The organism is Micromonospora sp. NPDC047557 (assembly GCF_043205095.1).
GTDB lineage: Bacteria > Actinomycetota > Actinomycetes > Mycobacteriales > Micromonosporaceae > Micromonospora.
This window is the reverse complement of record NZ_JBIDDK010000019.1, coordinates 22,356-47,223: the sequence shown is the minus strand read 5'-3', so window position 1 is coordinate 47,223 and position 24,868 is coordinate 22,356. Positions and strand designations below refer to the sequence as shown.

The 24,868-nt window shown below is 68.6% G+C and carries 27 protein-coding genes and 1 pseudogene; 10 read left to right on the top strand and 18 right to left on the bottom strand.

Going from position 1 to position 24,868, the window contains the following annotated elements:
* Positions 1 to 122 precede the first annotated feature (122 nt).
* A complete protein-coding gene (locus tag ACGGAQ_RS30000; protein WP_393054995.1) occupies positions 123 to 350 on the bottom strand; it encodes an RICIN domain-containing protein in 228 nt (75 codons plus the stop codon).
* A gap of 45 nt (positions 351 to 395) precedes the next feature.
* Complete coding sequence (locus ACGGAQ_RS29995) at positions 396 to 797, bottom strand: hypothetical protein (protein ID WP_393054993.1); 402 nt, start codon at positions 795 to 797, stop codon at positions 396 to 398.
* Positions 798 to 1,209: 412 nt separating this feature from the next.
* Here ACGGAQ_RS29995 and ACGGAQ_RS29990 point away from each other — a divergent pair, with 412 nt between their 5' ends.
* Together ACGGAQ_RS29990 and ACGGAQ_RS29985 are read left to right on the top strand one after the other, a co-directional pair.
* Complete coding sequence (locus tag ACGGAQ_RS29990) at positions 1,210 to 2,658, top strand: right-handed parallel beta-helix repeat-containing protein (RefSeq protein ID WP_393054991.1); 1,449 nt, start codon at positions 1,210 to 1,212, stop codon at positions 2,656 to 2,658.
* A gap of 1 nt (position 2,659) precedes the next feature.
* Positions 2,660 to 3,898, top strand: a complete 1,239-nt coding sequence (locus ACGGAQ_RS29985) for an SGNH/GDSL hydrolase family protein (protein ID WP_393054989.1) — start codon at positions 2,660 to 2,662, stop codon at positions 3,896 to 3,898.
* Between the two features lie 405 nt (positions 3,899 to 4,303).
* Here ACGGAQ_RS29985 and ACGGAQ_RS29980 read toward each other — a convergent pair whose 3' ends face one another.
* From ACGGAQ_RS29980 to ACGGAQ_RS29960, 5 genes are all read right to left on the bottom strand, one after another.
* Positions 4,304 to 5,329 carry a hypothetical protein gene (locus ACGGAQ_RS29980; protein WP_393054987.1) on the bottom strand — a complete coding sequence of 342 codons (1,026 nt, stop codon included), beginning with the start codon at positions 5,327 to 5,329 and terminating at the stop codon, positions 4,304 to 4,306.
* A 26-nt stretch (positions 5,330 to 5,355) separates the two neighbouring features.
* Positions 5,356 to 5,973 carry an alpha-ketoglutarate-dependent dioxygenase AlkB gene (locus ACGGAQ_RS29975; protein ID WP_393054985.1) on the bottom strand — a complete coding sequence of 206 codons (618 nt, stop codon included), beginning with the start codon at positions 5,971 to 5,973 and terminating at the stop codon, positions 5,356 to 5,358.
* 176 nt (positions 5,974 to 6,149) lie between these two features.
* The gene (locus ACGGAQ_RS29970; RefSeq protein ID WP_393054983.1) at positions 6,150 to 7,655 is read right to left on the bottom strand and encodes a tripartite tricarboxylate transporter permease; all 1,506 of its coding nucleotides are present in this window, start codon (positions 7,653 to 7,655) and stop codon (positions 6,150 to 6,152) included.
* Complete coding sequence (locus ACGGAQ_RS29965) at positions 7,655 to 8,305, bottom strand: tripartite tricarboxylate transporter TctB family protein (protein ID WP_393054981.1); 651 nt, start codon at positions 8,303 to 8,305, stop codon at positions 7,655 to 7,657. The genes ACGGAQ_RS29970 and ACGGAQ_RS29965 overlap by 1 nt, the downstream gene beginning before the upstream one ends.
* A gap of 5 nt (positions 8,306 to 8,310) precedes the next feature.
* Positions 8,311 to 9,291 (bottom strand): Bug family tripartite tricarboxylate transporter substrate binding protein, encoded by a 981-nt coding sequence (locus ACGGAQ_RS29960; RefSeq protein ID WP_393054979.1) that lies wholly within the window; start codon positions 9,289 to 9,291, stop codon positions 8,311 to 8,313.
* 126 nt (positions 9,292 to 9,417) lie between these two features.
* Here ACGGAQ_RS29960 and ACGGAQ_RS29955 point away from each other — a divergent pair, with 126 nt between their 5' ends.
* Positions 9,418 to 11,109, top strand: coding sequence for an ATP-binding protein (locus tag ACGGAQ_RS29955; protein WP_393054977.1), 1,692 nt, complete (start codon positions 9,418 to 9,420; stop codon positions 11,107 to 11,109).
* Positions 11,106 to 11,780 (top strand): response regulator, encoded by a 675-nt coding sequence (locus tag ACGGAQ_RS29950; RefSeq protein ID WP_393054975.1) that lies wholly within the window; start codon positions 11,106 to 11,108, stop codon positions 11,778 to 11,780. The genes ACGGAQ_RS29955 and ACGGAQ_RS29950 overlap by 4 nt, the downstream gene beginning before the upstream one ends.
* A 90-nt stretch (positions 11,781 to 11,870) precedes the next feature.
* On the opposite strand, the gene ACGGAQ_RS29945 is transcribed toward ACGGAQ_RS29950, so the two are convergent.
* Both ACGGAQ_RS29945 and ACGGAQ_RS29940 read right to left on the bottom strand, forming a co-directional pair.
* A complete protein-coding gene (locus tag ACGGAQ_RS29945; RefSeq protein WP_393054973.1) occupies positions 11,871 to 12,080 on the bottom strand; it encodes a hypothetical protein in 210 nt (69 codons plus the stop codon).
* Between the two features lie 104 nt (positions 12,081 to 12,184).
* Positions 12,185 to 12,376, bottom strand: a complete 192-nt coding sequence (locus ACGGAQ_RS29940; protein WP_393054971.1) for a hypothetical protein — start codon at positions 12,374 to 12,376, stop codon at positions 12,185 to 12,187.
* Between the two features lie 331 nt (positions 12,377 to 12,707).
* Between ACGGAQ_RS29940 and ACGGAQ_RS29935 the strand changes: the two genes are divergently transcribed.
* The gene (locus ACGGAQ_RS29935; protein ID WP_393054969.1) at positions 12,708 to 13,265 is read left to right on the top strand and encodes a hypothetical protein; all 558 of its coding nucleotides are present in this window, start codon (positions 12,708 to 12,710) and stop codon (positions 13,263 to 13,265) included.
* Between the two features lie 129 nt (positions 13,266 to 13,394).
* Here ACGGAQ_RS29935 and ACGGAQ_RS29930 read toward each other — a convergent pair whose 3' ends face one another.
* From ACGGAQ_RS29930 to ACGGAQ_RS29920, 3 genes are all read right to left on the bottom strand, one after another.
* Positions 13,395 to 14,159 (bottom strand): hypothetical protein, encoded by a 765-nt coding sequence (locus ACGGAQ_RS29930; RefSeq protein ID WP_393054967.1) that lies wholly within the window; start codon positions 14,157 to 14,159, stop codon positions 13,395 to 13,397.
* Between the two features lie 339 nt (positions 14,160 to 14,498).
* Complete coding sequence (locus ACGGAQ_RS29925; protein WP_393054965.1) at positions 14,499 to 15,224, bottom strand: sulfite exporter TauE/SafE family protein; 726 nt, start codon at positions 15,222 to 15,224, stop codon at positions 14,499 to 14,501.
* 476 nt (positions 15,225 to 15,700) lie between these two features.
* The gene (locus tag ACGGAQ_RS29920) at positions 15,701 to 16,090 is read right to left on the bottom strand and encodes an OsmC family protein (RefSeq protein ID WP_393054963.1); all 390 of its coding nucleotides are present in this window, start codon (positions 16,088 to 16,090) and stop codon (positions 15,701 to 15,703) included.
* Positions 16,091 to 16,524: 434 nt separating this feature from the next.
* Between ACGGAQ_RS29920 and ACGGAQ_RS29915 the strand changes: the two genes are divergently transcribed.
* Complete coding sequence (locus ACGGAQ_RS29915) at positions 16,525 to 17,196, top strand: DNA polymerase beta superfamily protein (protein WP_393054961.1); 672 nt, start codon at positions 16,525 to 16,527, stop codon at positions 17,194 to 17,196.
* A complete protein-coding gene (locus tag ACGGAQ_RS29910) occupies positions 17,196 to 17,975 on the top strand; it encodes a DNA polymerase beta superfamily protein (protein WP_393054959.1) in 780 nt (259 codons plus the stop codon). The genes ACGGAQ_RS29915 and ACGGAQ_RS29910 overlap by 1 nt, the downstream gene beginning before the upstream one ends.
* 154 nt (positions 17,976 to 18,129) lie before the next feature.
* On the opposite strand, the gene ACGGAQ_RS29905 is transcribed toward ACGGAQ_RS29910, so the two are convergent.
* The 4 genes from ACGGAQ_RS29905 to ACGGAQ_RS29890 form a co-directional block, all read right to left on the bottom strand.
* Positions 18,130 to 18,762 carry a hypothetical protein gene (locus tag ACGGAQ_RS29905; RefSeq protein ID WP_393055119.1) on the bottom strand — a complete coding sequence of 211 codons (633 nt, stop codon included), beginning with the start codon at positions 18,760 to 18,762 and terminating at the stop codon, positions 18,130 to 18,132.
* Positions 18,763 to 18,829: 67 nt separating this feature from the next.
* Positions 18,830 to 19,249 carry a hypothetical protein gene (locus tag ACGGAQ_RS29900; protein ID WP_393054957.1) on the bottom strand — a complete coding sequence of 140 codons (420 nt, stop codon included), beginning with the start codon at positions 19,247 to 19,249 and terminating at the stop codon, positions 18,830 to 18,832.
* Between the two features lie 57 nt (positions 19,250 to 19,306).
* Positions 19,307 to 19,963, bottom strand: coding sequence for a hypothetical protein (locus ACGGAQ_RS29895; protein WP_393054955.1), 657 nt, complete (start codon positions 19,961 to 19,963; stop codon positions 19,307 to 19,309).
* Between the two features lie 284 nt (positions 19,964 to 20,247).
* Entirely contained in the window at positions 20,248 to 20,763 is a 516-nt protein-coding gene (locus ACGGAQ_RS29890; RefSeq protein ID WP_393054953.1) for an Lrp/AsnC family transcriptional regulator, read from the bottom strand.
* A 51-nt stretch (positions 20,764 to 20,814) separates the two neighbouring features.
* Here ACGGAQ_RS29890 and ACGGAQ_RS29885 point away from each other — a divergent pair, with 51 nt between their 5' ends.
* The 3 genes and pseudogenes from ACGGAQ_RS29885 to ACGGAQ_RS29875 all read left to right on the top strand — a co-directional run bounded on the left by ACGGAQ_RS29885 (position 20,815) and on the right by ACGGAQ_RS29875 (position 22,955).
* Positions 20,815 to 21,873 (top strand): Glu/Leu/Phe/Val dehydrogenase dimerization domain-containing protein, encoded by a 1,059-nt coding sequence (locus ACGGAQ_RS29885; RefSeq protein WP_393054951.1) that lies wholly within the window; start codon positions 20,815 to 20,817, stop codon positions 21,871 to 21,873.
* Positions 21,874 to 21,968: 95 nt separating this feature from the next.
* Positions 21,969 to 22,364, top strand: a pseudogene (locus ACGGAQ_RS29880) (DUF2000 domain-containing protein); the annotation flags it as partial.
* A gap of 69 nt (positions 22,365 to 22,433) precedes the next feature.
* Positions 22,434 to 22,955 carry a DinB family protein gene (locus ACGGAQ_RS29875; protein WP_393055117.1) on the top strand — a complete coding sequence of 174 codons (522 nt, stop codon included), beginning with the start codon at positions 22,434 to 22,436 and terminating at the stop codon, positions 22,953 to 22,955.
* A 157-nt stretch (positions 22,956 to 23,112) separates the two neighbouring features.
* On the opposite strand, the gene ACGGAQ_RS29870 is transcribed toward ACGGAQ_RS29875, so the two are convergent.
* Positions 23,113 to 23,514: a VOC family protein gene (locus tag ACGGAQ_RS29870; protein WP_393054949.1), complete on the bottom strand. Its 402-nt coding sequence runs from the start codon at positions 23,512 to 23,514 to the stop codon at positions 23,113 to 23,115.
* Between the two features lie 328 nt (positions 23,515 to 23,842).
* Positions 23,843 to 24,832 (bottom strand): hypothetical protein, encoded by a 990-nt coding sequence (locus tag ACGGAQ_RS29865; protein WP_393054947.1) that lies wholly within the window; start codon positions 24,830 to 24,832, stop codon positions 23,843 to 23,845.
* Positions 24,833 to 24,868: the final 36 nt, after the last annotated feature.

Below are 24,868 nucleotides of genomic sequence, written 5' to 3'. Positions count from 1 at the left end.
TGTCTGTCGGATAGCGGCCTCGCCGAGCCGACAACGGGCGAGGTCACCAGCGACGTCGACGGCACTGCCTGTCGTGCTCGACGGCCTTTCGCGATGATACTGACCGACCTGCTCGGAACGGCTCAGGTGCCAGCAATGACGCGGCGCCGCTGGTTGGCGAGGCTCAGGTCGGACCACTGCGGGACGGGTACTCCATCGGCGGTGGACCGATCGGACACCTCGAGGACCTTGTCGCTGTGCCGGCCGTGCAGGGCGAAGGCGCCGAAGCCGGCCCAGGCGAGCCGCCACTGCTGGTTCGCTGCGCCGAGCCAGTCCCACTGCTCCGACCCGCCGACCGCGAACGAGCACACCGACCAGCGCTGGAACTGCTGGTCCCAGAAGGACAGGCTGCCCTGTCAGTGGTCGTTGTAGAACACGCTCAAGTCGGATGCTTCTTCGCTACCGTCGTAGACCACCGTGTAGGACAACTTCTCCGGCAGGTTGTACTTGCCGCCTTCGCTGGCGCGGTGAGTCGTGCAGGTACCCGCGCCGTTGCTCGCCTTGGCGGAATAGAACAGAGTGCCCGCCCCGCTCTCGACGAACACCGTGGCGGCGTAACCGTTGGCCAACGAGTCACACACGGAGACGATGTCGCCGTACTCCTCGACGTAGACCGTCACACCTTTCGCCGAGAACACGTGGTCCCAGCCGTCACCGGGGGGTTCGGGACTAGCGGCGGCGCTACCGGGAAAGACCACGACGGCGGCGACGGTGAGCGCCGCGACACCTGTAAGAGCACGACCAACGCCAAGCTTCATAACAGCCTCTTTCAGTACTGGCAAGTGCCAACGATCGCGACTAATCTGCTGTGCCGCGACGATGGATCGTTTCTGTGTCTCGTCTCCGCGGGCCTATCCGGCAGGAGAGTCCGCGGCCGCCGGCTTCTGCCGTCGATCTCTGATCTAAACAGCCGGGCGCCCGATTCCCGCCCGAACGGCGCCCGACAGGAACGGCTGCCAGGAAGGCAGGAGGCTTGGATGGCCTTGCAACACCGTCGAGCTGCTCGCGACCGGTGCAGGTGTTCTCAGCCTCTCGCCGGGACTTGATCCACCCATTCAGCGGCCTGCGCCCGGCGCAGCGGGCCTTGCTGACATTCGGTGCACGGGGCAGTGCAGATCGCTGATCTTGCGTAGCCTCTCCTGGTCAGAAAGATCAGCGGGGGAGGCCTAGATGGAGATGGTCAGTAGGCGCGGCGCACTGCGTGCCGGTTTGGTCTCGACCGTGGCGGTCGGCGGCCTGGCGGCCACCGAGGCGGCGGCCCAGGCAGCACCGGCCGGCGTGACGACGGACACCGGCGTCGGCTGGATCTCGGTCCTCGACCACGGCGCAGTTGGCGACGGGACGACCGACGACACCGCGGCGATCCAGGCGACACTGAACGCCGCCGCCACCAGCAAGCAGAGTGTCTACTTCCCCGCCGGGCGGGTCTTCCGGGTGCGGGACCAACTGACGGCGCAAGGGCTCACCGACGTCGTCATCGCCGGCGACGGCGCGACCCTGGCCCTCACCGGGGCAGCGCTCTCGGTCGTCGGGGCTCCGAAGGCCGTGCTGCTGTTCCGCGACTGCCGGCGGGTCAAGCTGGTCGGGCTCACCCTGCTCGACACCGACCGCTCCCAGCAGTACAACGGTGTCCGCATATCCTCCTCCAACGAAATGGTCGTGGACGGCGTCCGGGTCCACAGCGTTCGGGTCAACGGCATCGTGGTGTTCGACGACACGCCTCGGACGACCGATGACGTTCTGATCACCAACTGCACGACCGAGGACACCCGGTTCGGCATCTCGTCCAACGGCAAGGACGTCCGGATCACCGACAACCACGTGGCGATGGACTGGCCGTCGACCGACGAGGCCCGCCGTTATGGCGGCGTGCACCCGGGCTACGGCAGCGACTCCGACTACTTCGACGGCATCTGCGTCTGGGCCGGCGCCGACCGCACGGTGATCGCCAACAACACCATCACGGAATGCGGCCAGAGCGGTGTCTACGTCCAGGCGGTCTCCAACATCGTCGTCGCGGACAACACGGTGACCGGATGCCAGTTGCGGGGCATCGAGATCGATGGACTCGGCGACCCGGGCAAGAGTGTGCACGGGCGGGCCATGGGCGTCTCGATCACCGGCAACGTGGTGGTCAACTGCCTGGGTCAGATCAACCTGATCGCGACGACCGATGCGACGGTGGTGGGCAATCGCGTCGCCAACGGCAGCGCCACGAGGCCGTCGTCCGGTATCGCGGTCAACCTCAAGTGCAGCAAGATCGTCGTGTCCAGCAACCACGTCCGGCAGGCGAACCCCACGATGCCAGCGCTCTTCGTCAAGGACAACGACCCGAACGACACCACGCTGATCTCGACGGACGTCACCCTGGCGTGGAACACCGTCGAGGGCGCCATCCCGTACACCGCACCGGCGGAGACGGTCGTCATGCACCGCTCCGGTCCCGCGATGATCACCGCGCAGGGCTCGCTGAAGACGAGCGGCAAGGTGATCGCTGGCGGCGGGCTCGGCGTGGGCAACAGTGTCACGGCGACGACGGTCGGCTCGGTGGTCCGCAAGATGGAGGTCTTCTCCTCCACGGGGCAGAGCCTTGGCTGGATCGCGATCCACAACAGCTGACATGCGGGTACTTCTCGCACTTATCCTCGCGGTCGCACTGCCGGCCGCGACGCCGCCGACGACGGACGACCCGTCGCCCCCCGCGTTCAGAGCCCAGGTCGGCATCTGGGCACCGGCCGTGGAAGCCTCCGGTGAATCGTTCAGCAACCAGACGATCCGGCACGTCGTCTATGCGTCGAGCGGTGGCACGCTACCCCGGGTCCGGGTCTCCAACCTGCGGGGCACCACAGCCCTGGCCGTCGGTCACGTCGACCTCGCCGAGCAGAGCGTCGGCGGGGTCGCCAAGACCGGCAGCCACCAGCGGCTCACGTTCGGCGGCTCCGGCACGGTCACGATCCCGGCCGGCCAGGAACTGATCAGCGACCCCGCCGACATGACGGTGGTCTCCGGGCAGAATCTTTTGATCAGCATCTACCTGCCCGGCACCACCGGTCCGTCGACGGTGCACCCGGCCGCGCTGATGAACACCTACGTCTCCGTCGCCGGCAACCATGCTGCGGACGACAGCAGCGCCGACTTCTCCACGCCACGACGGTGGTCCTGGTTCTTCCTCAGCGGACTCGACGTCGTCAGCTCGACCGCCAGCGGCACCGTCGTGGCCTTCGGTGACTCGATCACCGACGGATACTCGTCGAGCCAGCTCAGCAACCGGCGATACCCGGACTACCTGGCACGTCGCCTGGCAGCCCAGCCGGGCGGACCGAAGCTCGGCGTGGTCAACGCGGGCCTGGCGGGCAACATGGTGCTTCGCGACCGCAGCCCGACCTCCGGAGGCCGCAGCGCCCTCAACCGGTTCGACCATGACGCGCTCGACCAGCCCAACGTGCGGTCCGTCATCCTGCTCGAAGGGGTCAACGACCTCACGGCCGACACCACGGCGGCGCAACTGCAGGAGGGGTACCAGCAACTGGTCGACAAGGCCCACGCGCGCGGGGTGTCGGTCTACGGCGGCACGATCCTGCCGTTTGGCGGCTCCACCTTCCACAACGCCGCCCGGGAAGCGGTACGGCAGGAGGTGAACGCGTGGATCCGCAACGGCGGGGCGTTCGACGGGGTCATCGACTTCGACGCGGCGCTCCGCGATCCAGCGGACGGGTCCAGGCTGCTCCCAGCGTATGCCCACACCGACAACCTGCATCTCACCGACGCTGGGATGAGTGCCCTGGCCGAGTCCGTCGACCTCAGCATGATCGTGCCTGACCGCGTTCCCCATGGCCTTACCAGGCCAGCGGCGGTGTGACGGTCGTTGTATGAGTGGCGGCCGGAGGTCTGGCAGCCGTAAGCGGCGAGCCCCAACGTGAGCGCTCAAGATTGGTCGGTGGATCAAGGCTCTGAGCTGGTACCTGCGGCAGGCAATGTCAGGAAGGGAGGGTCGAGGGTCCCGGTTTGGCTCAGTTCGATGAGCATTCGTCCGAGGCCTGCTGCGACTGCGGTGCTGAGGCAAACGGCGACGAGGAGTGGGACGGTGATGTTCCATGTCGCGACGGCGAGAAACACGCGCCGGCCTGCGCCGTGTCCCGCTGCTGATCGCCGGCGGTCGGACTTGTCAGCCACCTCTGGCGCTGGTCGGCGCCATCGTCGACGCGCTGGCCTCCGATTGAGGCGCCTGCGGGATGATTACGTCTGACGCCATGGTCAGCGCATGTCATCGGTCGGGCGACGGAGCCTGCCGGCAGAGCCGGCGGAACTCGGCGGTCACCACGGCGAGCAGGAAGAGGTCCACCCCGAGCGCGGAGAGCGCCCCGAACTGGTTGACGGTGAAACTGAAGATCTGCCCGAACAGCAGGTCCACCAGGAGCGCGAGCTTGAACAGCCGGAAGGCCCGCACCCGGTCGCGAGACAGCAGCGACGCCCCACGGATGCTGAGCACCACGGTGATCAGCGCCGAGGCCGAGATCCCGAGCACCGCGCGCCATTCCCGCTGGTCGTCGAGTTGGCCGGTGACCGCGTCCAGAAAGACGTTCCCCACGACCACGAACGGCTCGCCAACCAGATAGAGCACCACCAGCGCCACCACCCACCGGCGGGTGGTCACCCAGACCACGGCCCGGCGGGCCCACCTGAGCCACGGCTGCCAGAACCGCGAGCCGGCTGGCTCGCGTCGAGGCACCGCGTCGAGCAGCCGGGCCACCCCCTCCTCGACGTCCGGACCGCACCCACGGACCAGCCGGGCGACCGCCGCGCGACGATCATCGGTGAGGCCGGTGCGGAGCCCACCAACCACCCCGTACAGGGCGTTCGCCGTACGCTCGGGGCCGGAGAGCCGGGCCCGCCCCCGGAGGGCCTGGGTGATCACCACCAGCAGGGCGAAGGTGCCGTAGATGATGCCGGCGGCCGGGGCGTAGAAGTAGTCGGTCCCGGCGGTGACGAATTTGCCCACCTCGTCGATGAACAGCCCGAACCCGATCCCGCCCAGAACCGCGCCGAGGCTCCGCGCCGCGCTACCGAGGAAGACCAGCGCGACGCCCAGGCCGGCGGTCATCAGGACACCACCCCAGAGCACGTGCGCGATGTGCAGCCCACCGCCGCCGAGTTGCGGATAGCCGGCCGCCTGGAGATAGGCGCGGGTGACCAGCACCGTGACCACGCCGGAGAGGACGAACGCCTGCAGGTACGAGGGCGCCTCCAGCACCCGGAGCGGCCTCGACCAGCGCGACGGACGGGCGGGCATAGGCCCGACGCTAGCGGTGCTGTCCGTCACCCCGGGCCGGTTCTGCCGGAGTCGGGAAGGTCGCCGGCCTCGGCACCACCGCCTCTGCCTGCCCCCCGGCGAACTTGCCGGAAGGTGACCGAGTACCGCAGCTCCGGCACCGGCGGGATACTGTGCTGCCAGCTGGAGCGGGCGGCCCCGGACAGCACGTACGCCGACCGTGGCGCCAGCGCCACCTCGTACACCCGGCGTTTCTCGGCCGTGCCGCGTTGAAAGCGCATCAAACAGGCGGAGCCCAGCGACAGGCCGACCACGGTCGGCCCGAAAACCGGCGCGTCCCGGTGCCAACCGATGACCGAGCCGGGTGGATAGCGGGTGACCAGGGCCTCGGCCAGGCTCGTCTCCGCCACCCCGGCAAGGTCGGCGCACCGCCGCCGCACCTCCTGCAGTGCGACCGGCATCGGTTCGGCCTCGGTGAGCTCGAGCGATCCGAAGTCGTAGTCGACGCCGAAGGACCGCACGGTGCGGCGGGCGGTCTGGCCGTGCATCCGGATCTCGCGGAAGTCGAGCGCCGCCACGGTGGCCAGCAACGATTGTTCCTCGTCGCTGCTGACGACGTCCGGCTGGTAGGTCAGACCAGCGGGTCGCTCGTGGATACCCCGCATCCGTCCCATCGGCTGCGCCCCCGGTGATGTGCATGATGGCGACTGCTCTGTTGGCCGTTGTCATCGTCGCAATCCGCACGACCGGACAGGCGGGATTCGACCTATCGGGAGCCAGGGCCGGCGCTCGTCGTGGCGGCGGCGTCAACGGCCTCGGTGTCGATGAGGCCGGCCGCCGCTCATCTCGTCACCAGCCTTTCCCGAACTCCGCTCACGACGAAGCGGCGGAGTACCGGCCAGAGCACTACCACCAGAATCGTGGCGTAGATGGTCCAGGAGACCCAGCCGCCGATCAGGCCATGCAGCTCGCCACCGGAGAGCTGCAATGCCCGCCGGCCCTGCAACTCGGCACGTGGACCGAGGATCACCCCGACGATCAGCGGCAGGATCGGCAGCCCGAAACGGCGCATCCCGAACCCGAGCAGGCCGAGGGTGAGCAGCAGGAACAGGTCGAACGGCTGGGCGTTGACCGCGTACGCGCCCATCGAGGCGAAAAAGAGAATGCCGGCGTAGAGGTACGGTCGCGGGATCCGCAGCAGCCGCGCCCACGCGGGCGCGAGCGGCAGGTTCAACACCAGCAGCAGCAGGTTGCCCACGAAGAGGCTGGCGATCAGCGTCCAGACGAGGGCGGACTCCCGCTCGAACAGCAGCGGGCCGGGTTGGATGCCGTACTGCTGGAAGGCGGCCAGCATCACCGCGGCGGTCGCGTTCGTCGGCAGGCCGATCGCCAGCATCGGCACCAGCGTGCCGGCGGCCGAGGCGTTGTTCGCCGCCTCCGGGCCGGCCACGCCCTCGATCGCGCCCCTGCCGAACTCCTCCGGGTGCTTCGTCAGCTTCTTCTCAGTGGCGTACGACAGGAAGGTCGGGATCTCCGCGCCACCTGCCGGAAGCGCCCCGAACGGGAATCCGTACGCCGTTCCGCGTAGCCACGGCTTCCAGGACCGTCTCCAGTCCTGCCGCCCCATCCACGGCCGCCCGACCGGGATCACCTCGGTGGCGCGTCGGCGCAGGTGCGCGGCGATCCAGAGCGCCTCGCCGACGGCGAAGATGCCGACCGCCACCACGACCACGTCGATGCCGTCGGCAAGCTGCGGGATGCCCAGGGTGAGTCGCTGCTGGCCGCTCACCGCATCGATGCCGATAGTGCCGATGACGAGGCCGAGCAGCAGCGAGGCGAAGCCGCGTACCCGGGAGGCACCGAGCACCGCGGTGACCGCCACGAACGACAGCAGCATCAGCGCGAGATAGTCCGGCGCGCCGAGGCTGATCGCGAACGTCACCATCGGCGGGGTCACCAGCACCAGCAGCAGGGTGGCGATGGTGCCGGCGACGAACGAGCCGATCGCGGCGGTGGCCAGCGCCTGCGCGGCGCGACCAGCCTTCGCCATCTTGTTGCCCTCGATCGCGGTGACCACCGAGGAGGACTCGCCCGGAGTGTTCAGCAGGATCGAGGTGGTGGAGCCGCCGTACATGCCGCCGTAGAAGATGCCGGCGAACATGATGAACGCCTGCGTGGGTTCCATCCCGTAGGTGACTGGTAGCAACAGCGCCACCGTCATCGCCGGGCCGATCCCGGGCAACACGCCCACGGCGGTGCCGATGGTCACCCCGAGCAGCGCAATCAGGAGGTTCATGGGGGTCAGCACGTTGGCGAACCCGTCGAGCAGGTTTCCGAGGTTGTCCATCACAGGATTCCTTGCAGCACGCCGGCGGGGAGGCTCACACCCAGCCCGATGGCGAATGTGTAGAAGGTGATCAGCGACAGGGCGACGGCGATCAGCAGGTTGCGCACGTGGTGCCGGCTGCCCAACGCGAACGCTGAGCCCCAGAAGAGCAGCGTCCCGCTGATCACCCAGCCGAGCGGGTCGATGAGCACCGCGTTGACCAGGAACGCGCCGATGAGCAGCAGCACGGTCCGCCAGTCGATCGGGGTCGTGAGGTCGACGTCCTCGCCGGCCTCCGGCGCGCCGCTGCCGCCACGCGCGACGTCCACCGCGTAGATCGCGGCGACGATCAGCAGCAGCACGCCGAGCAGGATCGGCAGCGGCTTCGGGCCGATGGGGTCGGCGGCGCTGATCGCGTGCCCGGTCCGGAACCCGTCGACGATGACCAGCCCGCCGACCAGGACGAGGAACGCGCACACCGCGTACTGGGCGCGGTCCGGCCGGGGAGCCGGTTCCGCGACGATGTCCGAGTCGGGCTCAGCCGGCGAATTGATGGTCGGGGGCGTCGCCGCCGGGCCCGTCGGCTGCGCCGGCACCGGTGGTACGGCCAGCGGGGTGTTGGCGGCCGAGCGGGGCGGCCGGTGGCCGCCCCGCTCCGATCCGGTCGTCATGCCGCTCACGCCAGCCCAAGCTGCTTGAGCAGGTCCGCCACCGACTTGTCCTGTTCCGTGAGGAAGGCGGCGAAAGCCTCGCCGGTGATGAAGGCGTCGGTCCAGCCGCGCTTGGCCAGCTCGGCCTTCCATTCGGCGGACTCGTGCATCTTTGTCAGAGCGTCGATCCAGACCTGCTTGTCGGCGTCGCTGATGCCCGGCGGCGCGACGATGCCCCGCCAGTTCGTGAAGACCAGGTCGATCCCTGCCGACTTCAGCGTCGGCACGTCCTTGAGCGCGTCGATCGGTGCCTCGCTGGTGACCGCGAGGACCCGGAGCTGGCCGGCCTGGACCTGGTCGAGGAACTCGCCGAAGCCGCTCGCGCCGAAGGCCACCTTGCCGCCGAGCACGGCCGGCAGCAGCTCGCCGCCGCCATCGTACGAGATGAAATTGACCTGGCGGGGGTCGATGCCGACGGCCTTGGCCAGCTGCATCGGCAGCAGATGGTCCGGGCCGCCGGGCGATGAACCGCCGCCGACCGCGATGGCCTTGGGGTTGGCCTTCCAGGCCGTGACCAGGTCACCAATGCTCTGGTACGGCGAAGCTTTCGGCACCACGATGGCGCCGCCCTCTTCGATCATCTTTGCCAGCGGGGTGGTCTGGGTGAGCGTCGCCGATGACTTCGACGTGTACGAGGCACCCACCACGCCCAGCCCCATCTGCATGGCGAGCTTGCCGTTGCCCTTCTCGTTCACCATGCGCTGAAGACCGACGGTGCCGCCCGCGCCGGGCAGGTTGAAGACCTGCACCCCGGTAGCGATCTTGGCGTCCTCCATGGCCTTGGCCGCGGTGCGGGCAGTGGTGTCGTACCCTCCGCCGGGGGTGTTCGGCACCATGATCCGTAGTCCGGTGGCCGGCTTACCGTCGCCGCCGGACCCGCTGCCGCCCTTTTCCGCAGTGGCGCCGCACGCGCTCAACGCCAAAGCCGTGGTGGCGGCCACGCCCATCACCAGCAGGTTTCTCCGAGTTGCCATCATGTTTCTCTTCCGTTTCGAAGGAGTCCGGCGGCAAGATGATGGCCCCCGGGCAGACGCCACGTCTGCCTTGCGTCACCAGCGGAAGTTGAGGTCTTTGTGGTCGCGGTCACGCCCCGCCGAACGTTGGCCGGGCAACTGCTCGTGCTCCAGCTCGCGATCATCGTGGTCGTGCTGGTGGCGGTGGCCGCTGTCTCGCTGGCCCAATCCGCAGCGACCTTCAACCGAGTGGAGGGGCGGCGGGTGGCGGCCCTCGGCGAGCAGCTCGCCGGCAGCCCGCTGCTACGCGAGCAGCTCAACTCGCCGGCGCCGGCGGAACTCGTCGCGCCGCTGGTGCAGAACGTGCTGACCCAGGCCCGGGTGACCTCGGTGACCGTGGCCGACGCCCGCGGCCGGGTGGTCAGCTCCACCGACCCGACCCTGGTCGGCAGCCCGCTGGTGCTGGGCGACGGTGCGGTGGCACAGGGCCGGAGCTGGTCCGGCGAGTTGGCAGTCGGCGACTCCCGGGAGCTGGTCGCCCAGGTCCCGGTGCTCGGCGACCGGGAGTGGAACCTGGGCCGGCAGCTCGGCGTCGTGATGATCGGAGAAGCCTCGCCGACCTGGTCGGAGCGGCTGGTCGGCGCCTCGTCCTACCTCTTCACCTATCTCGGCATCGCCAGCGTGCTCGGCCTGGTGGGATCATGGCTGCTGGCTCGCCGTATCAAACGCCAGACCCTCGGCCTGGAGCCACGGGAGATCGCCGGCCTGGCCGAACACCGGGAGGCGCTGCTGCACGGCATCGCCGAGGGGGTGATCGCGCTAGACCCACAGCTGCGGATCACCCTGGTCAACGCGGTGGGGCGGAGACTGCTCGACCTGCCCGAGCACTGCCTCGGCCGCAGCCTCGCCGAGCTGGGGATCTCCGGCCGGCTGCGGGACGTGCTGGCGGGCGCCGACAACGACCCCGATGCTCGGGACGAGGTGGTGGTACGCGCCGGGCGGGTATTGGTGATGAACCGGATGACGGTCCGCAAGGACGCCCGCCGGCTGGGTTCGGTGACCACTCTGCGCGACCGCACCGAGCTGGCCCGGCTGGAGCAGGAGATCGGCTCGTTCAGGAGCACCACCGAGCTGCTGCGCGCCCAGACCCACGAGTTCGCCAACCAGCTGCACACCATCTCCGGGCTGATCCAACTTGGCGAGCACGACGAGGTCGTCGGGTACATCGACGCGCTGAGCCGGCACCGGGCCTCCCTAGACCTCACCGTCACCAGCCGGATCCAGGACACGGCGCTGGCGGCCCTCCTGATGGCGAAGTCGGCGCTGGCCGCCGAGCGCCGGGTGGAGCTGCGGATATCCGAACGGACCGGTCTGGACCGCCTGGAACCGGCGGTCGCTGCGGACGTCGCGACGGTGCTCGGGAATCTGGTTGACAACGCCCTTGAAGCGGTGGCCGGCGGCCGCGAGGGCCGGACCCTGCCGCCCGGCGGTTCGGTCGGTGCCGGGCAGGACGGCGACGACCTCACGGACCGACCGGCCTGGGTGGAGGTCGAGTTGCGCCGCGACGCCGCCTCGGTAGAGATCGTGGTCCGCGACTCGGGGCCTGGGGTGGCCCCGCAACTGGCGCACGAGGTCTTCACCCACGGATTCACGACCAAGGCGGCACGAGGTGGCGAACGGGGCATCGGACTGGCGCTCACCCGGCTGGTCTGTCACCGTCGCGGCGGTGAGGTCGCGGTGGCGAACACCGAGGAGGGTGCGATGTTCACGGCCCGGATGTCCGTGACCGGTGCGCTGGAGGCGACCCGGTGATCGACGTACTGGTGGTCGACGACGACTTCATGGTGGCCCGAATCCACCGTGGCTTCGTCGAGCGGATCGACGGCTTCCAGGTGGTCGGCACGGCCAGCACCGGTGAGGAGGCGGTCACCGCCGTTCACGAACTCCGCCCGGACCTGGTGCTGCTCGACCTCTACCTGCCGGACATGTTCGGCCTCGACGTGGTGACCCGGCTGCGGGCCGCCCGGCACGACTGCGACGTGCTGGTGATCAGCGCGGCTCGCGAGGCCGACGCGGTGCGGCGGGCGGTCCGTTACGGCGCGGTCAACTACCTGCTCAAGCCATTCGGCTTCGACGAGCTGCGGACCCGCCTGGAGCAGTACGCCGCGCGGCGTAACTCGCCGCGCGTCTCCCTGGTGACCGATCAGTCCGACGTGGACCGACTGCTGTCCCGCAGCGGCTCGCACATCGCCAGCTCGGCGCTGCCCCGTGGCCTCAGCGCGGAGACTGCCGAACTGGTGAAGCGGGCCCTGCAGGAGCACGCCGACACCTTCTCCGCGGCCGAGTGCGCCAGCGCCGTCGGGATCTCCCGGGTCAGTGCCCGGCGATACCTGGAACACTTCGCTGACATTGGGCGGGCGCACGTCGGTCTCCGCTACGGCTCCGCCGGACGGCCGGAGCGGCGCTACCGATGGCTCTCCTGAGTGCCGCGGCGGGTCGGGACGACGGCTACAGCCGTCGGAGCAGTCAGCGCTGACTCGGACGATCCGCCGTTGGCCCACGCGGCGACGTTGTCAGCCGGTAGCGCTCTCGTCGACCACGGCACCGCGCCGACCCTCCCTTCCAGTGGACCCACCCACCTGCTTTATCCGCCTCGCGGCCTCGCCGTAGCCTCGCAGGGCGAGCGGGAAGTCCCCGGCAAACAGTGCGGTCAGCCAGTCGAACCGGGACAGCACGGCCAGCGACGCGCAGTCCTCCCTGTTCTTGATCAACTCTCGCTGCATCCTGGTCAGTCCGCACCACCATCCATGATCGACGGCGGCTGCCGTCGGTCCCGCATCGCATCCCACCGCAGCTCAGGCACGGTCAACAACCCCGGCTGGAGTACTCACCGCAGCACGTCCCGGTGTGTCTTGACAGCGTCGACCAGGTCGTGACACTGGTCGACGGTCGGCTCTGCGGGCTCGGCAAACAGTTCGTGGGCGACCCGGGCGGTCATCAGCCGCCGATCGGGCGATCCCCAGCGTACGACGGCGCCGCGCATCACCGGATAGGTGACGGGATCGGGAGTCGGGCCCACGCTTTGGACCTCGGTGTGCGCCCGCAGGATCCGCTCACCCAGTCCGCAATCACTGTGGACGATGAGGAGGAGGCCGTCGGCGGCGAACCGGAGCCCGCAGTGCGAGGCAGGCGAGTTTCGGCCGTACGGCCGCCGCGAGCCGCACCTGTCCGCCGGACAACGAGGGGTGCCTGGTCGATACACTGGCGCCCGCCGATCGGGCCAGACCGGAGGATCCATGGGGAAGCTACCACGAGGGGAAACGTCCGTCCCACCAGTGCCGGCACCTGGAGGGCGACAGGGGCACCGGGCAGTGGTGTTGCCGGCCGTCATCGGTGGTGTTTTCACAATCGTGGCCGCCCTCATCGCCGGTGTGTTCGCCCTCGTCGCCTCTCCGGACAATGCCTCGGCACCCAAGGTGGACACCGCTAGCCCGTCGGCAGGCTTGCCGGCCGGTCCCGGAGCGGGAACCGTCAGCGGAAGCTCCGCTCCCTCCGATCCGGGTGGGGCACCTTCCTCCTCGGCGGACAAGGTTCGCTGGGCGCATCCGGTTCGGTTGACCTTTGTCGACCTCGACTCGGTCCCGGCCCAGGTGCTGAGCAGCAACGACAAGGCGAGCGTCTGGGTCAACTACGGCACCTCGGAAAACGTGCTCTACGGCCCCAACGGCGGCTTCTTCACCACGAAGCCCAGCATCGCCGCCTGGCAGGAAGCGGCGCAGCCCACCCGCCAGCAGTGCGCCGACCTCATCTCCACGCAGGGAACCGAAACTCTCCCCATCGCCGACGACAGCCGCTTCTGCGCCAGGACGGCGGCGGAACGAGTCGCCTACCTCGCCGTCAAGAAGTTCGACCGGGCGAGCGGCACGTATCTGGCCGACGTGACGGTCTGGGAGACCCCCGAGAGGTAGCCGTGGCGCCGGGATGCGAGCCAGAGGGTAATGCGTCTCGTCGGCCACGAGCGTGCGCTGAAGGGCCTACCAGGTCTGCTCGCCCACTCCCGCAGGAACGTCGGGCCGCCGGGTACCCGGTAGGTGCGCTCAGGGAAGCAGAATCGGATCGCCGAGGCCGATGCCGGGCAGACCGCCGCCGTTATTGCCGCCAGCGACGTCGACGCCCGCCTGTAGCGGGCTTTTCAGTTTTCCCGGGGCGTACAACTGGATCCGCATTCGCGAGATGCCGGCCACGCTGATGTTGATCGATGCCGGGTTTCCGGGCGTGATGGTATACGTCTTGGGCGGGTGCCGGTCCAGCGTGATGTCGATTCGATACTTGCCGGTGCTGGTGTCCAGGACGGCCGCCGTGGTGCTGAATCGGCTGAATTTCTTACCCAGAGTCACCTCGCGTACTTGCGGAGAAGATCCGTCGCAGTAGAGCGAGCATTGATAGACCAGTGCGTGGCCGTACGTCGTGCCGTTGATTTCCACCGTGCCGGGCTCATCGAGGTCGATGCTGCTGTTGGTGTCTTCGTCGACGGCGGGCAAGTCGAGCAGGGAGGTAGCCATCACCGGAGGTGGTTCCGTGGTCGCCGGCGTAGACGGCGTTGCCTGCGTCGATGTCGCGCTGGCCGGTGGGGTGGTCGATCCCCGCGGGGTCGCCGGACCCGCGTCCTGCAGGGGAGTACCGGCATCTGGTTCGGACCTGAGTTGCGCTACCGCCTGGATACCGCCGAAGACAACGAGAGCCACGATCAACGCGGCCACGTAGCGTCTCATGCGATGGGCTTTGTCCACCACGGCGTCGGCGATGACGCCGGCTATCGCGCCGCCAGCGAACGCCGCAATGGCCGCCACGAATGTCAACATAACCCCAGTGTGCATTGCCACCAGCCGGGTGCAGCGGTTGACCCGGACGATGGCCGGGGTCTGTGGTCGACCCTGTTCGACGCCTACAGTCGTGTCATGCCACGGAGGGTGACACTCGCAGGGTCGGCCGCGTCCGCGTCCACGCTGCCGCAGTGGGCACTACCGTGTTCGCCGGATCACCGCGGTGGGCCCGGACGCCGCAAACGGTCGGAGTAGGACCCAGGGCCCGACCGGTTTGCGCTCGACCTCTGCGGCGTTGCACGTGCGATGTCTGCGCTACTCGTCGATCATGGCGTCGTCCGTAGCTTCCCATAGCTGTGGATTGGGCTGGCTTGGGAGTCACAGGCCGGCGAGGAACAGTGCGCCGGCGGCGAGTAGTCCGATTTCTACCAGTAGGACGAACAGTCGATCGCTGATGCGGCCGACGACCTTCTTGCCGACCCAGGCACCGGCGAGGGTGGCGGGGGTGAGGGCGGCGCCGAGGAGTAGCACGGTGCGGGTGAGCAGGTCGCTGGCGCCATAGGCGGCCATTTTGGAGAGGTGCATGGTGAGTGCGCTGGCGGCTTCGGTGCCGATGTAGGTGGCGCGGGTGAGGCCGTAGGCGAGAAAGAACGGGGCGGTCAGCGGGCCGACTGAGCCGAGGAGGGCGGATCCCAGGCCGGAGGCGGCGCCGACGGCGGCGAATGTCCGGTCGCGGGGTTTGCGGGGGTGTGGGGTGAGGCGCCGCCAGATGACCACGCCGATGAGGAACACGCCGAGCAGGCGCTTGAGGGGGCCGAGGGGGGCGTGAGCCAGCAGCAGCCCGCCGGCGATGGCCAGGGGGACGGTGCCGGCGGCGAACCAGCCGATCAGGGGCCAGCGCAGGTGGTGGCGGTTGAGCCAGACCCGGGAGGCGTTGCTGGACAGTTGGGTGAGGGTCAGCATCGGCACGGCCACGCGCAGCCCGAACAGGGCGGTGAACACCGGTAGCAGCAGCACCCCGCCGCCGAAACCGGCCACCGCGGACAGCACGGCCAGGATGAACGCGGCGGCGGACGCGGCGGCCAGGACCAACAGCTCGTGCACTAGCTCAGCCTGCCATCCTCATCGTCGTCGGCTATGGCTCCTGCATTTGATAATTTGCACCACTGACCCACCCGCGCTTCGTTGGCGAAGGCCCCAGGATTTCCCCTGAGGACCCTCTCGTACGTGGGTCAGATGAGCCTGGTCGGCTTCGCTGTTAGCGCCTCTTGGAGCGGGTCGCCGCGCATGACGTGGATGGTGCCAGGGTCGACGATCGGTGACGGTGCACCGTGTGCAGCGCCGAGGGGGCGCCCTCGGCGGCGAGCTGGGCTACCAGCTCGTCCGCGGCCGCGCTGGTCCGCTCGACCTGGTCCGGGTGGCAGAAGATGTGCGTCAGGAAGTAGTCGATGTGGGGGTGCGGGTGGAACGCGGTCAGCGCCGGACCCGGATGCCGAGGAGGCGCCCACCCATGCCCCTTTTAGCCTCTCCTCGCGCGATGCCCGGCGTGACCGCTGGTGATGTGAGAGTCGAGAGGCGTGTCAGCTTCTTTGTACCGTGGTCCCGGCTCGAATCGCCCGCGGTATCTCGGCGACATCGTCGACACGATCCAGCAGCGTGGCAAGTTCGTCGCCGGACGCGGGCGAGCTCAACTCGACCTGGTAGGTGATGCCACTCGATATCCACGTCTGCGTGTCGAAACCTCCCTCGGCCGATACACGTACCCCGTCGATCTGGATGCCGAGTTCGCCTGCCTCCCGATATATGTCGTTCAGGACGCAGCCAGCCGCGGCGAGGTGCAACAGGTGTGCCCCGGTGAAGTCCGCCTCGACCGTGACGCCCTCAGGTGTCCAGCGGTGAGGAAACCCGATCGCACCACCGTCATCTGATCTGAACGAGCCGGCGCCGACCACGACCGCGAATCGCTCCACCGGTTGCCCCTGTCCGCTTTGCCTCACCCGACCGGCTCATTGTTGCCCGTCACCAGCATCACCACCAGATACCGAGACATCCGCTTGTGCCGCTGACAAGGCACGGCGGTCGTGAGCATGCACCCCGATCGACCGATGCGGCTGCGGTGTGTCGAGGGCGACTGCGTTCGCTGGCGCCGCTTACTCAGCCACCGGCTTGACGGCTGACTTGCTCGCCGCGGTGCGCGACGAGGATCGGTGGTCCTGGCTGGCGCCGGGCGGCGCGACCGACCGTGGTCACAACGGCGAGCGCGGTGGCGTCTTACGACTACTGGGGCTGCCGGCACAGGTCCGCGCCGAGGCTGCGCGCTGGTCGGTAGACACCCGACCTCACCGACGCGGAGTGCGTGAAAAGGGTGGCGCGTGCAGGGCGGTGATTGGGTAGCGTCCCGGGCGTGATCGAGCTTGTCGAGCGGCATACGGTTCTCGCCGTTGTGGTCGGATCGAGGGCGTACGGGCTGCATGACCTGGCCTCCGACTACGACCGGCGTGGTGTGTACGTGGCGCCCACACGGGCGTTCTGGCGTCTCGACAAGCCGCCCACTCACCTCGACGGTCCGGCGGTGGAGCAGTTTTCCTGGGAGTTCGAACGCTTCTGCGTCCTGGCCCTGCAGGGCAACCCGACGGTCCTGGAGGTGCTCTGGTCCCCGCTGGTCGAAACGATCACCGTCGACGGGGAATGGTTGCTGGCAGCACGGCAGGCGTTCCTGTCGAGGCGGGTGGCTGAGACCTACGGCAACTACGCGCGGGATCAGCTCAATCGGGTGGCGGCCCGCCGCGAGCGGACCGGCGAGACGAATCACAAGCAGGCCATGCATATGATCCGGCTGCTGATCGCCGGGGCGCATGTGCTGCGTACCGGGGAGGTGCTGGTCGACGTTCGTCACCTGCGCGACCGGCTGCTCGCGGTGCGGCGCGGCGAGTTGTCCTGGGATGAGGCCGCCGCCTGGGCGGCGGACCTATTGGAGGAGCTTGCCGACGCGACCGCCAGCACCGCGTTGCCTGATCAGCCCGACCGAGTTGACGTGGATCGGCTGCTCGCGGCTGTACGGGAAAGGAACCTGTAGTGACCACCGAGGTGCCGCCGTGGGCCGCCGAGGCAGCCTGCGCCCTGCCCCGTCCGCTGCTGTTCGCCACCGTCAGCGGAGCGCATCTGTACGGATTCGCGTCCATCGACTCCGATCTGGATCTGCGGGCCGTGCACCTGCTCCCGGCCGAGGAGGTTGTCGGGTTGCGCACCGGTGGGCAGACGTTGCAGCACATGGGCATGCGCGAGGGCGTCGAGTTGGACGTGGTCAGCCATGATCTGCTGAAGTTCGTCAAACTGTTGAACAGCCGCAACGGGTACGTTCTGGAGCAGTTGCTGTCGCCGCTGGTGGTCGTGACCACTGCGGTGCACGCCGAACTCATCTCCTTAGCCCCGCGGCTGGTCACCCGTCACCATGCGCACCACTACCTCGGATTCGCGGCCACTCAGGAGAAGGTGTACGCCAAAACTGGGCAGCTCAAGCCTGCGCTGTACACGCTGCGGGTCCTGCTCACCGGGATCCACCTGATGCGAACCGGCCGCGTAGAGACGAACCTTGGCGTGCTCGGAACGAGGTTGTCCTACGTACCGGATCTCATTGCTGCCAAACGGGAGGCCGAGCATGCCCCGCTCCCCGCGGGTGTTGCAGGGTGGCTCGCTACCGACGTGTCGCGGCTGCGCGCCGAGTTGGAGACGGCCCGGGATATCTCGGCGTTGCCCGAGCGCGTAGATCCGGCAGCCGTGGACGCCCTGCACGACCTGGTGGTGCGCACCCGACTGCACGGGCTCCCCAACCAGCATCGTGAGTCAGCGGGCTGACGTCCGCCGCAGATCCAGCCCGTCATGCCAACTGTTGGTCGCCGCCCCGACGGCGACGGATGGTTTCTACCGCCTCGCAACCGCGGAGCGCTGAGCGACAAGGGCGCGGCCCGCCGCCCGCTCGGCGCGTTGTTCATCTGGGCGGTTGACCGGGCTAGCGGAGGGGCTTCACGTCCAACGGAGCCGTGATCGCGAAGCTATCGTCGATCGCTTCAACCAGGGCGGTCCCGCGCTGCTGCAGACCTGCTCGCGTGGCCCATCCGGTGAGGGCATTGAGGAAGCCGACCAAATCCCGCTGCACCCCGTTCAGTAGCCTGGGTAGCGCACGGTGTGGCAGATCGACGTGGACGTCGGCCCACCGGCCGCGATACCGGTTCGGACCGCCGTCCTGCCACACCCGCAGATCCTCGCTGATGAACTCGACCTCCGGACCCGGGTCATGTCCCAGCCACGGCGAGTCGCCGATCAACACCTGCGCCCAGTCGCGCCAGTCCTCCAGACCGGCACAGCAGCCCGGCGTCACCACCGTCCCGTTGGTGCGGTCGCGAACCTGCAGGCCGCCGGCGGCAATGAGAAAGTCCTCAGCCAGTAGCGCGTCCAGGACGTCATCGCGGCCGCCGGGAGGCTGGACCTCGATCCGACTGGCGAGCGCGGCCACGACCAGCCCGACCTGGTCATCGGCACAGCTCGCGTTGAGCACCAACCACGAACCGGGCGCCATCGCTGCCACCGGCCACGGCCGCGACGACCCCTCCGTGACCGCAGGAATCTCCATGACCGCTTCCATCGTGATCACCACGGTAGTTAACCCGATGCTGCGGGCACGAGTCACTCGGTAATGGAATGCACCATGCTCATCGCCATCCGTGGCGCTGGACGGCCTCGGCGCGGTCGCCGAGATCCGCCGCGAGCGACCCGAGCAGGTGATCCTTGACCCGGCACGCCCGCCCCGGCGTGCTGCGCAAGGCCCTGAGACTCGGCGTCCAGGGTTTCGTCAGCAAGTCCGCCGAGCCGGCCCACATCACCTCGGTCATCGCCACTCTGCACGCGGGCAAGCGCTGGATCGACCCGGACGGCTCGGCGCTCGCGTCACCGAAGACCGCCCCCACGATGGACGAATTGGCCGACGGCCTGCGTGAACTCCCGCCGGGCAGACCGCCCGGCGTACGGGTTGCGGTGCAGAGCCAGGTACGCCAGATGTGCAGAGGCCTGGGCGAGTGGCGCTGGGGGACCTTGCGGCGCCGGTCGCCCCGGCGATGCACGTTCTTGTTCACGATGAGTAACCGGTGGACGTGGGTCGTCGCCCGAACAGCGGCAGATAAGTTATACGTTCAAGGCTGCTCGGGCAGGAACGGCGCGAAGTGCTCGGCCACAAGGTCGGCCACGGCTTCGGCGTCCCGTGATCCGTCGACCTCGATGACGCGGACCCCCAATCGGTGCGCGTTGCGGACCGCGTCTGCGGCGATCAACCGATCACGCTCGACGCGGTTGCGTTGAGCGAGTTGCGAGTCGCTGACCTGATGACCGATGGCGCTGGCACGGGGTAGCCGAGCGATCTGGCGTTGCCGGAAGTCCTCGGCCGCGACCATGACCACCATCCGGCCGATAGAGCCGGCGACCGGCGCGACCAGTTCTGGGCGTAGCCCCCAGCCCTCAGCAAGGATGGGCCGAGGGGAGACGAGGGCACGCAGGTCGTCTTGCACCCACTGGAAACGGTCCGGGAAGTCGGCGATGACCTGATCGGCCATCTCCTCTGGCGTTGCTTGGATCCAGACTGCCTCCCAGTCCGGTCCGGTTGGGGACTCGCCGCAACGGACCCGCTGTGCTATCCGCCGATCATCATGGCCACGAGCGTCGTGGTAGTCGTAGTGGTAATGGGTGAGGCCGTACCGTTCAGCGAGAATGCCAGCGACAGTGGATTTGCCGGCCCACTGGCCGCCGCCGATCCACAGGGCGCGTTGGAGCGTGGTGACGGGGTCCCATCTCATGTGTCACAGCGTGGAACCACCGCGCTACAAGATCAAGTCTTGTTCTTCGTCCGAGGACCTGATTATCTGAAGATAGGCCGGGCGGCACTTGATGCCAGGTGACGAGGGAGTCGACACCGCGACCTGCCATACCAGCGACATCTGTGAGCGCTGAACCCTGGATGACCTCTCATCGGCAGATCCGCGCACACTCAGCGGCATGAGCGCGCACCTGATCAAGCGATCCTGGCGACCGCGATACGCCTGATTGCGGTAGATGGCTGTCCCGACTATGCGGCCGTGCGTTACGGGTCAAGTGGTTCGATGACCTGCTTTCGGGCGTGTTGATAGATGACGGAGCTGCGGAACCCGACGATCTCGCGGCGTCCGCTGAACTTGTCCATGAGGAAGGAGTGCAGGCTGTCGACGCTGGGTACGGCGACGTGGACGAGGAAGTCGTCGCCGCCGGCCACGACGTACACCGACAGCACCTCGGGCAGCTCCATCGCATATTTCTTGAAGCCGTCGATGACGGTGCGGCTCAGGGGCCGGACCTGCACGTGCAGCAATGCTTGGACGCCGCGGTTGAGGGCGGCCAGGTTGATCTCGGCGTGGTATCCGGTGATCACGCCGCGTTCCCGCAGTGCGCGCACGCGTTCCAGGCAGGTGGACGGCGCGATGCCGACCGCGCGGGCCAGCTCGCGGTTGGTCTGCCGCGCATGTGTCTGCAGGTGTTGGATGATCGCCGTATCAAGTTCGTCCACGACCGGAATCTTGCCATTCTCTCCGAACGATGTTCGCTTTGAGCCGGTCAGCGCCAACCACCTGTCTACTGTCGATCCCGTTCCGGCGAGCGCACGACAGGAGCCATCATGGTCGCGACCCACCTCGACACCGAGTCCATGCACGAACACGTCGTCGTCAGGCGGGGCGTACGGTCCGGCCTGCCGATCGTCGTCGCGGTGCACTCCACCGCGCTCGGTCGGGCCATCGGCGGCTGCCGGCTCGCGCACTACCCGCACTGGCGCGACGGGCTCACCGACGCGCTGCGGCTGTCGGCTGCGATGTCGGACAAATGCGCGCTGGCCGGGCTGCCCAACGGCGGTGGCAAGACCGTCGTCGCCCTGCCCCAGGGCAGGACAGTCGACGCGCCCGCCCGCCGGGCGGTGCTGCACGACGTGGGCGACGCGATCGCCGGGCTGGACGGCGCCTATGCCACCGGACCGGACGTGGGAACCGGACCGGACGACATGGTCACGATCGCCGAGCGTACCCCGCATGCGTTCTGCCGACCGGTGCACGCCGGTGGCAGCGGCGACTCCTCCGGACACACCGCCGTCGGCGTCCTCGCAGCGCTGCGAGCCCTGTGTGCCGAGCGATTCGGGTCAGCCGACCTGTCCGCGCGCAGCTTCGCCGTGCTCGGCCTCGGCCGCGTCGGCGGCCACGTGCTGCGCATGCTCGCCGACGCCGGCGCGACCCTGGTCGCCGCCGACATCGACGAGGGTAGACGAATGCTCGCCGACACCGCCGGTGCCGCCTGGGCCAGCCCGCAGGACTGCCTGACCGCCGACGTGGACGTGCTGGTCCCCGCCGCCCTCGGCGGTCTGCTCACCCCGTACACGGTGCCGACACTGCACTGCGCCGCGATCGCCGGGCCGGCCAACAACCAACTCGACGCCCCGGCCACCGCCGACCTGCTGCACCAGCACGGCATCCTCTGGGCACCGGACATCATCGTCAGCGCCGGCGGCATCATTCACGCCACCGCCGTTGAACTACACCAGGAAACCTCCACCCAGGCCACCGCCCGGGTCCAGGGCATCGCCGACACCCTCACCGACATCCTGCGCACCGCCCGTGCCACCGGCTCGACCCCGGCCGCCGCCGCCCGCTCCCGCGCCCGCCACCAGATCGAACACGGCCGCCGCTGACCCTGCCGCCACCCGACCGCACGACAACGGCGAACCGCCACCGTTCACGACGCAGCCGCACCACCGATACCCGGCCGACCCTGGAGTGCAGCCACATGACCCCGCCCACCACACTCGTGATCGTCATCCGTGCCGACCTACCGGCCGCACGGGCGGTCAACGCCGCAGCCGTACTCGCGTTCAGCCTGGGCGGGCGACTGCCCCATCCACCGGCGGCGGACGCCGAAGACGCATCGGGCGAGCCGCACGCCGGGCTGAACCCCCACCCGGTGCCCATCCTGAGCGCCACCGCCGACCAACTCCGCGACCTGCACCGCAGCACCCGCGCCGACGCCGATCTGATCACCGTGGCCTTCAACGAGATCGCCCGGCAGGCCCGGGCCTACGACGACTATGTGACCGCGCTCGCCGCAACGCCAGCGAACGAGATCGACCACGTCGCTGTCGCGGCGTTCGGCCCGCGTAACCGGATCACCGCCCTGACCAAACGCTTCCCCCTCTACGCCCCCACCGACGCATCGGTCACCGCACGGCCGGACGACACGCGCAGGAGGGCCGGACTGTTCCCCACCACCGACGATCGCCGGTTCACGACACCCGCCACCGGCAACGAACGGCAGATGCTGTACGACATGCTGCGAGCCCAACGCACCACGCTGACGTTGAAATGCGCAGACGTCGAGGACGCCCTGGCCCGCCGATCGGTGCCGCCATCGACGCTGTCGCTATTGGGCCTGATCCGACACCTCGCCGACGTGGAACGCCGCTGGTTCCGCCAGGTACTGGCAGGTCAACACGCGCCACCACGGTTCTCGTCCCAGACCAACCCCGATGGCGACTTCGACGACGCCGTGCCCGACCCAGCCTCCGTCACCGCAGCCCGCCAGGCGTGGCACGACGAGGTCACGTTCGCCGACGCGTACATCGCCGCCGCCCACAACCTCGACATCGAGGGCCACGACACGTGGCGCGGCACCGTCTCGCTGCGTTGGGTCCTCATCCACATGATCGAGGAGTACGCCCGGCACAACGGCCACGCAGACCTGCTCCGCGAGCGGATCGACGGAACCATCGGCATGTAAGCCCCTTCCTGTCGTGATCAGGTGCATTGTTCTTGGCCGATCCGGGCGCCAGCGGGGCACCGTCCCCGCTCACATTTCATGACGCGCGGATCGGCGGCATGTGCGGATGCCGCAGACAGCCGCCACCGGTTTGATCATCTTCGGAGCCCAGACCCGGCTACGAAGGTTTGGTGTAGGTGATCAGCTCCAGCAGGGAACCGTCCGGATCCCGGAAGTAGACACTCACGCCACGCCCACCTCCACCGCTGCGGATAACCGGCCCTGCCTCAATTGCGATGCGATGGTGTTGAAGATGAGCGATCGCATCCTCGGTGGTGCCGGGCCAAACGAAGCACAGGTCGCTGCCGCCTGGCGTGACGGGCAGCCGTGCCACCAGCTTTCCGACATCCAGGCCCGGTCTGTGGACGTTGAGCTGTTGGTCGCCGAACCGGTAGGCCACGTGACCGTCGGGATGGTCGACCACGTCGGCACCCAGGACGTCTCGATAGAAGGAGGTCGAGCGTTCCCAGTTGCTGACCGCGATCACGCAGTGGTCGAGCCTGATCTGCGCGTTAGCCATGCCCGGACCTTACGGTGTGCGCGGGTGACAGCGGGACAAGAACGACCTTTCAGCCCTTTGTTGTCAGGCCGCTCGCACATAAGTCGTTGGTACCGGTAGACAGCGGCATCATCAACTCGGTGTGCGAGGACATACACGTGCTCGAGCGCGGGTGTCTCGGCATGCTGGCTCCGAGATAGATGCCGGACTGGTGCAGCTCCACGGTCGCGGGTGGCTCTTCGCTGGCATCCGGGCTCTCCACCGGCATGATCCTGCCGTCGACCGGCCCACCCAAGACTCCGCTCTACCGCTGCCATCACCCCATGACGTAGCGCTCCGCCCGGACGCGCTACTGCAGCAACTCGGCGTGTGGATGCTCCGGCGATACCGGACAGACGTAGAGCTGCAGGTTGAACCCGGCGACGGACACCAGGCTCGGCCGCGCCGGGTCCGGATAGACGTCACGCGTGGCGTCGTCTCTGTCCTCGTAGGGGATCCAGCTGTGGTTGCTGTCGTCCCACTCGTTCGAGGCGATCGTCAGCAGCGGCTCGAGCGGTGTCCCGCAGCTCTGGCAGGGCAAGGGCTGAGGGTCGGTGAAGCTCCAGGGTGCCCAGCCGCCGACTTTCCAGCCCGGCGCGACGGACAGTTCGTACTGGTAGAACGCCGACTCTGCCTGGTCGTACGCGCTTCCCGGGGCAGCGCCGGCTTTCTGCCGAGCGCTCCACTGCTCCACCTGCTCCCGCAGGCCCTGCTCCAGCTCCAGTGGTGCGGGATACTCCGTCACCAGCTCAGGATGGATGAGGCACGGTTGCGGCACGTAACCCTCATGTTGGACCGCGACGGGTTGCGGGGGAGAGGCGACCACGTCGGTGAGCAGGGCCGAGGAGCGCCAGAACAGCGCCGTCTTGGGTATCTGCTGCTCGGGGTGGTCGAACGGGCACCACAGCACCTGCAACATGTCCGCCTGCTCGGGCACGCGTAGGTGGGGGACGTCGCGACAATAGAGCTGGGCGACGGGCAGCATCGCCACTGGTTCGTCAGGCCAGGGGCGGCCACGATCAATACGGTCCACGACCTCCTGCTCCTGCGGCGTGAACAGCATGTCACCGGCAGGACGGTTGTTCGCAGCCGTCATGAGCTGCCGCAGCAGTCTCACATCCTGCACCGTTGTCGCCGGTCGACCGTCCGGCTGGTGCGGACCATCGCAGAACGGCCACGCCTCGGCGACCGGCCACAGCAGCGGCCCGCCGACCGAGCTGCCGCGGACAGACGGTGAGCCGGGACGTGGGTGCAGGCGTGTCGTCGTGCGTGCCAGCGGCGCCAGTTGCGGGAACACCACCGGGACGTCCGCCGGCCGTGGCGGGGTGCTGCGGGG

Coding starts and splice junctions, on each gene's coding strand:
- ACGGAQ_RS29995 (WP_393054993.1), bottom strand. CDS start 797: ATGAAGCTTGGCGTTGGTCGTGCTCTTACAGGTGTCGCGGCGCTCACC.
- ACGGAQ_RS29990 (WP_393054991.1), top strand. CDS start 1,210: ATGGAGATGGTCAGTAGGCGCGGCGCACTGCGTGCCGGTTTGGTCTCG.
- ACGGAQ_RS29985 (WP_393054989.1), top strand. CDS start 2,660: ATGCGGGTACTTCTCGCACTTATCCTCGCGGTCGCACTGCCGGCCGCG.
- ACGGAQ_RS29980 (WP_393054987.1), bottom strand. CDS start 5,329: ATGCCCGCCCGTCCGTCGCGCTGGTCGAGGCCGCTCCGGGTGCTGGAG.
- ACGGAQ_RS29975 (WP_393054985.1), bottom strand. CDS start 5,973: ATGCGGGGTATCCACGAGCGACCCGCTGGTCTGACCTACCAGCCGGAC.
- ACGGAQ_RS29970 (WP_393054983.1), bottom strand. CDS start 7,655: ATGGACAACCTCGGAAACCTGCTCGACGGGTTCGCCAACGTGCTGACC.
- ACGGAQ_RS29965 (WP_393054981.1), bottom strand. CDS start 8,305: ATGACGACCGGATCGGAGCGGGGCGGCCACCGGCCGCCCCGCTCGGCC.
- ACGGAQ_RS29960 (WP_393054979.1), bottom strand. CDS start 9,291: ATGGGCGTGGCCGCCACCACGGCTTTGGCGTTGAGCGCGTGCGGCGCC.
- ACGGAQ_RS29945 (WP_393054973.1), bottom strand. CDS start 12,080: ATGCAGCGAGAGTTGATCAAGAACAGGGAGGACTGCGCGTCGCTGGCC.
- ACGGAQ_RS29930 (WP_393054967.1), bottom strand. CDS start 14,159: ATGTTGACATTCGTGGCGGCCATTGCGGCGTTCGCTGGCGGCGCGATA.
- ACGGAQ_RS29905 (WP_393055119.1), bottom strand. CDS start 18,762: ATGGAAGCGGTCATGGAGATTCCTGCGGTCACGGAGGGGTCGTCGCGG.
- ACGGAQ_RS29895 (WP_393054955.1), bottom strand. CDS start 19,963: ATGAGATGGGACCCCGTCACCACGCTCCAACGCGCCCTGTGGATCGGC.
- ACGGAQ_RS29885 (WP_393054951.1), top strand. CDS start 20,815: ATGGTCGCGACCCACCTCGACACCGAGTCCATGCACGAACACGTCGTC.
- ACGGAQ_RS29870 (WP_393054949.1), bottom strand. CDS start 23,514: ATGGCTAACGCGCAGATCAGGCTCGACCACTGCGTGATCGCGGTCAGC.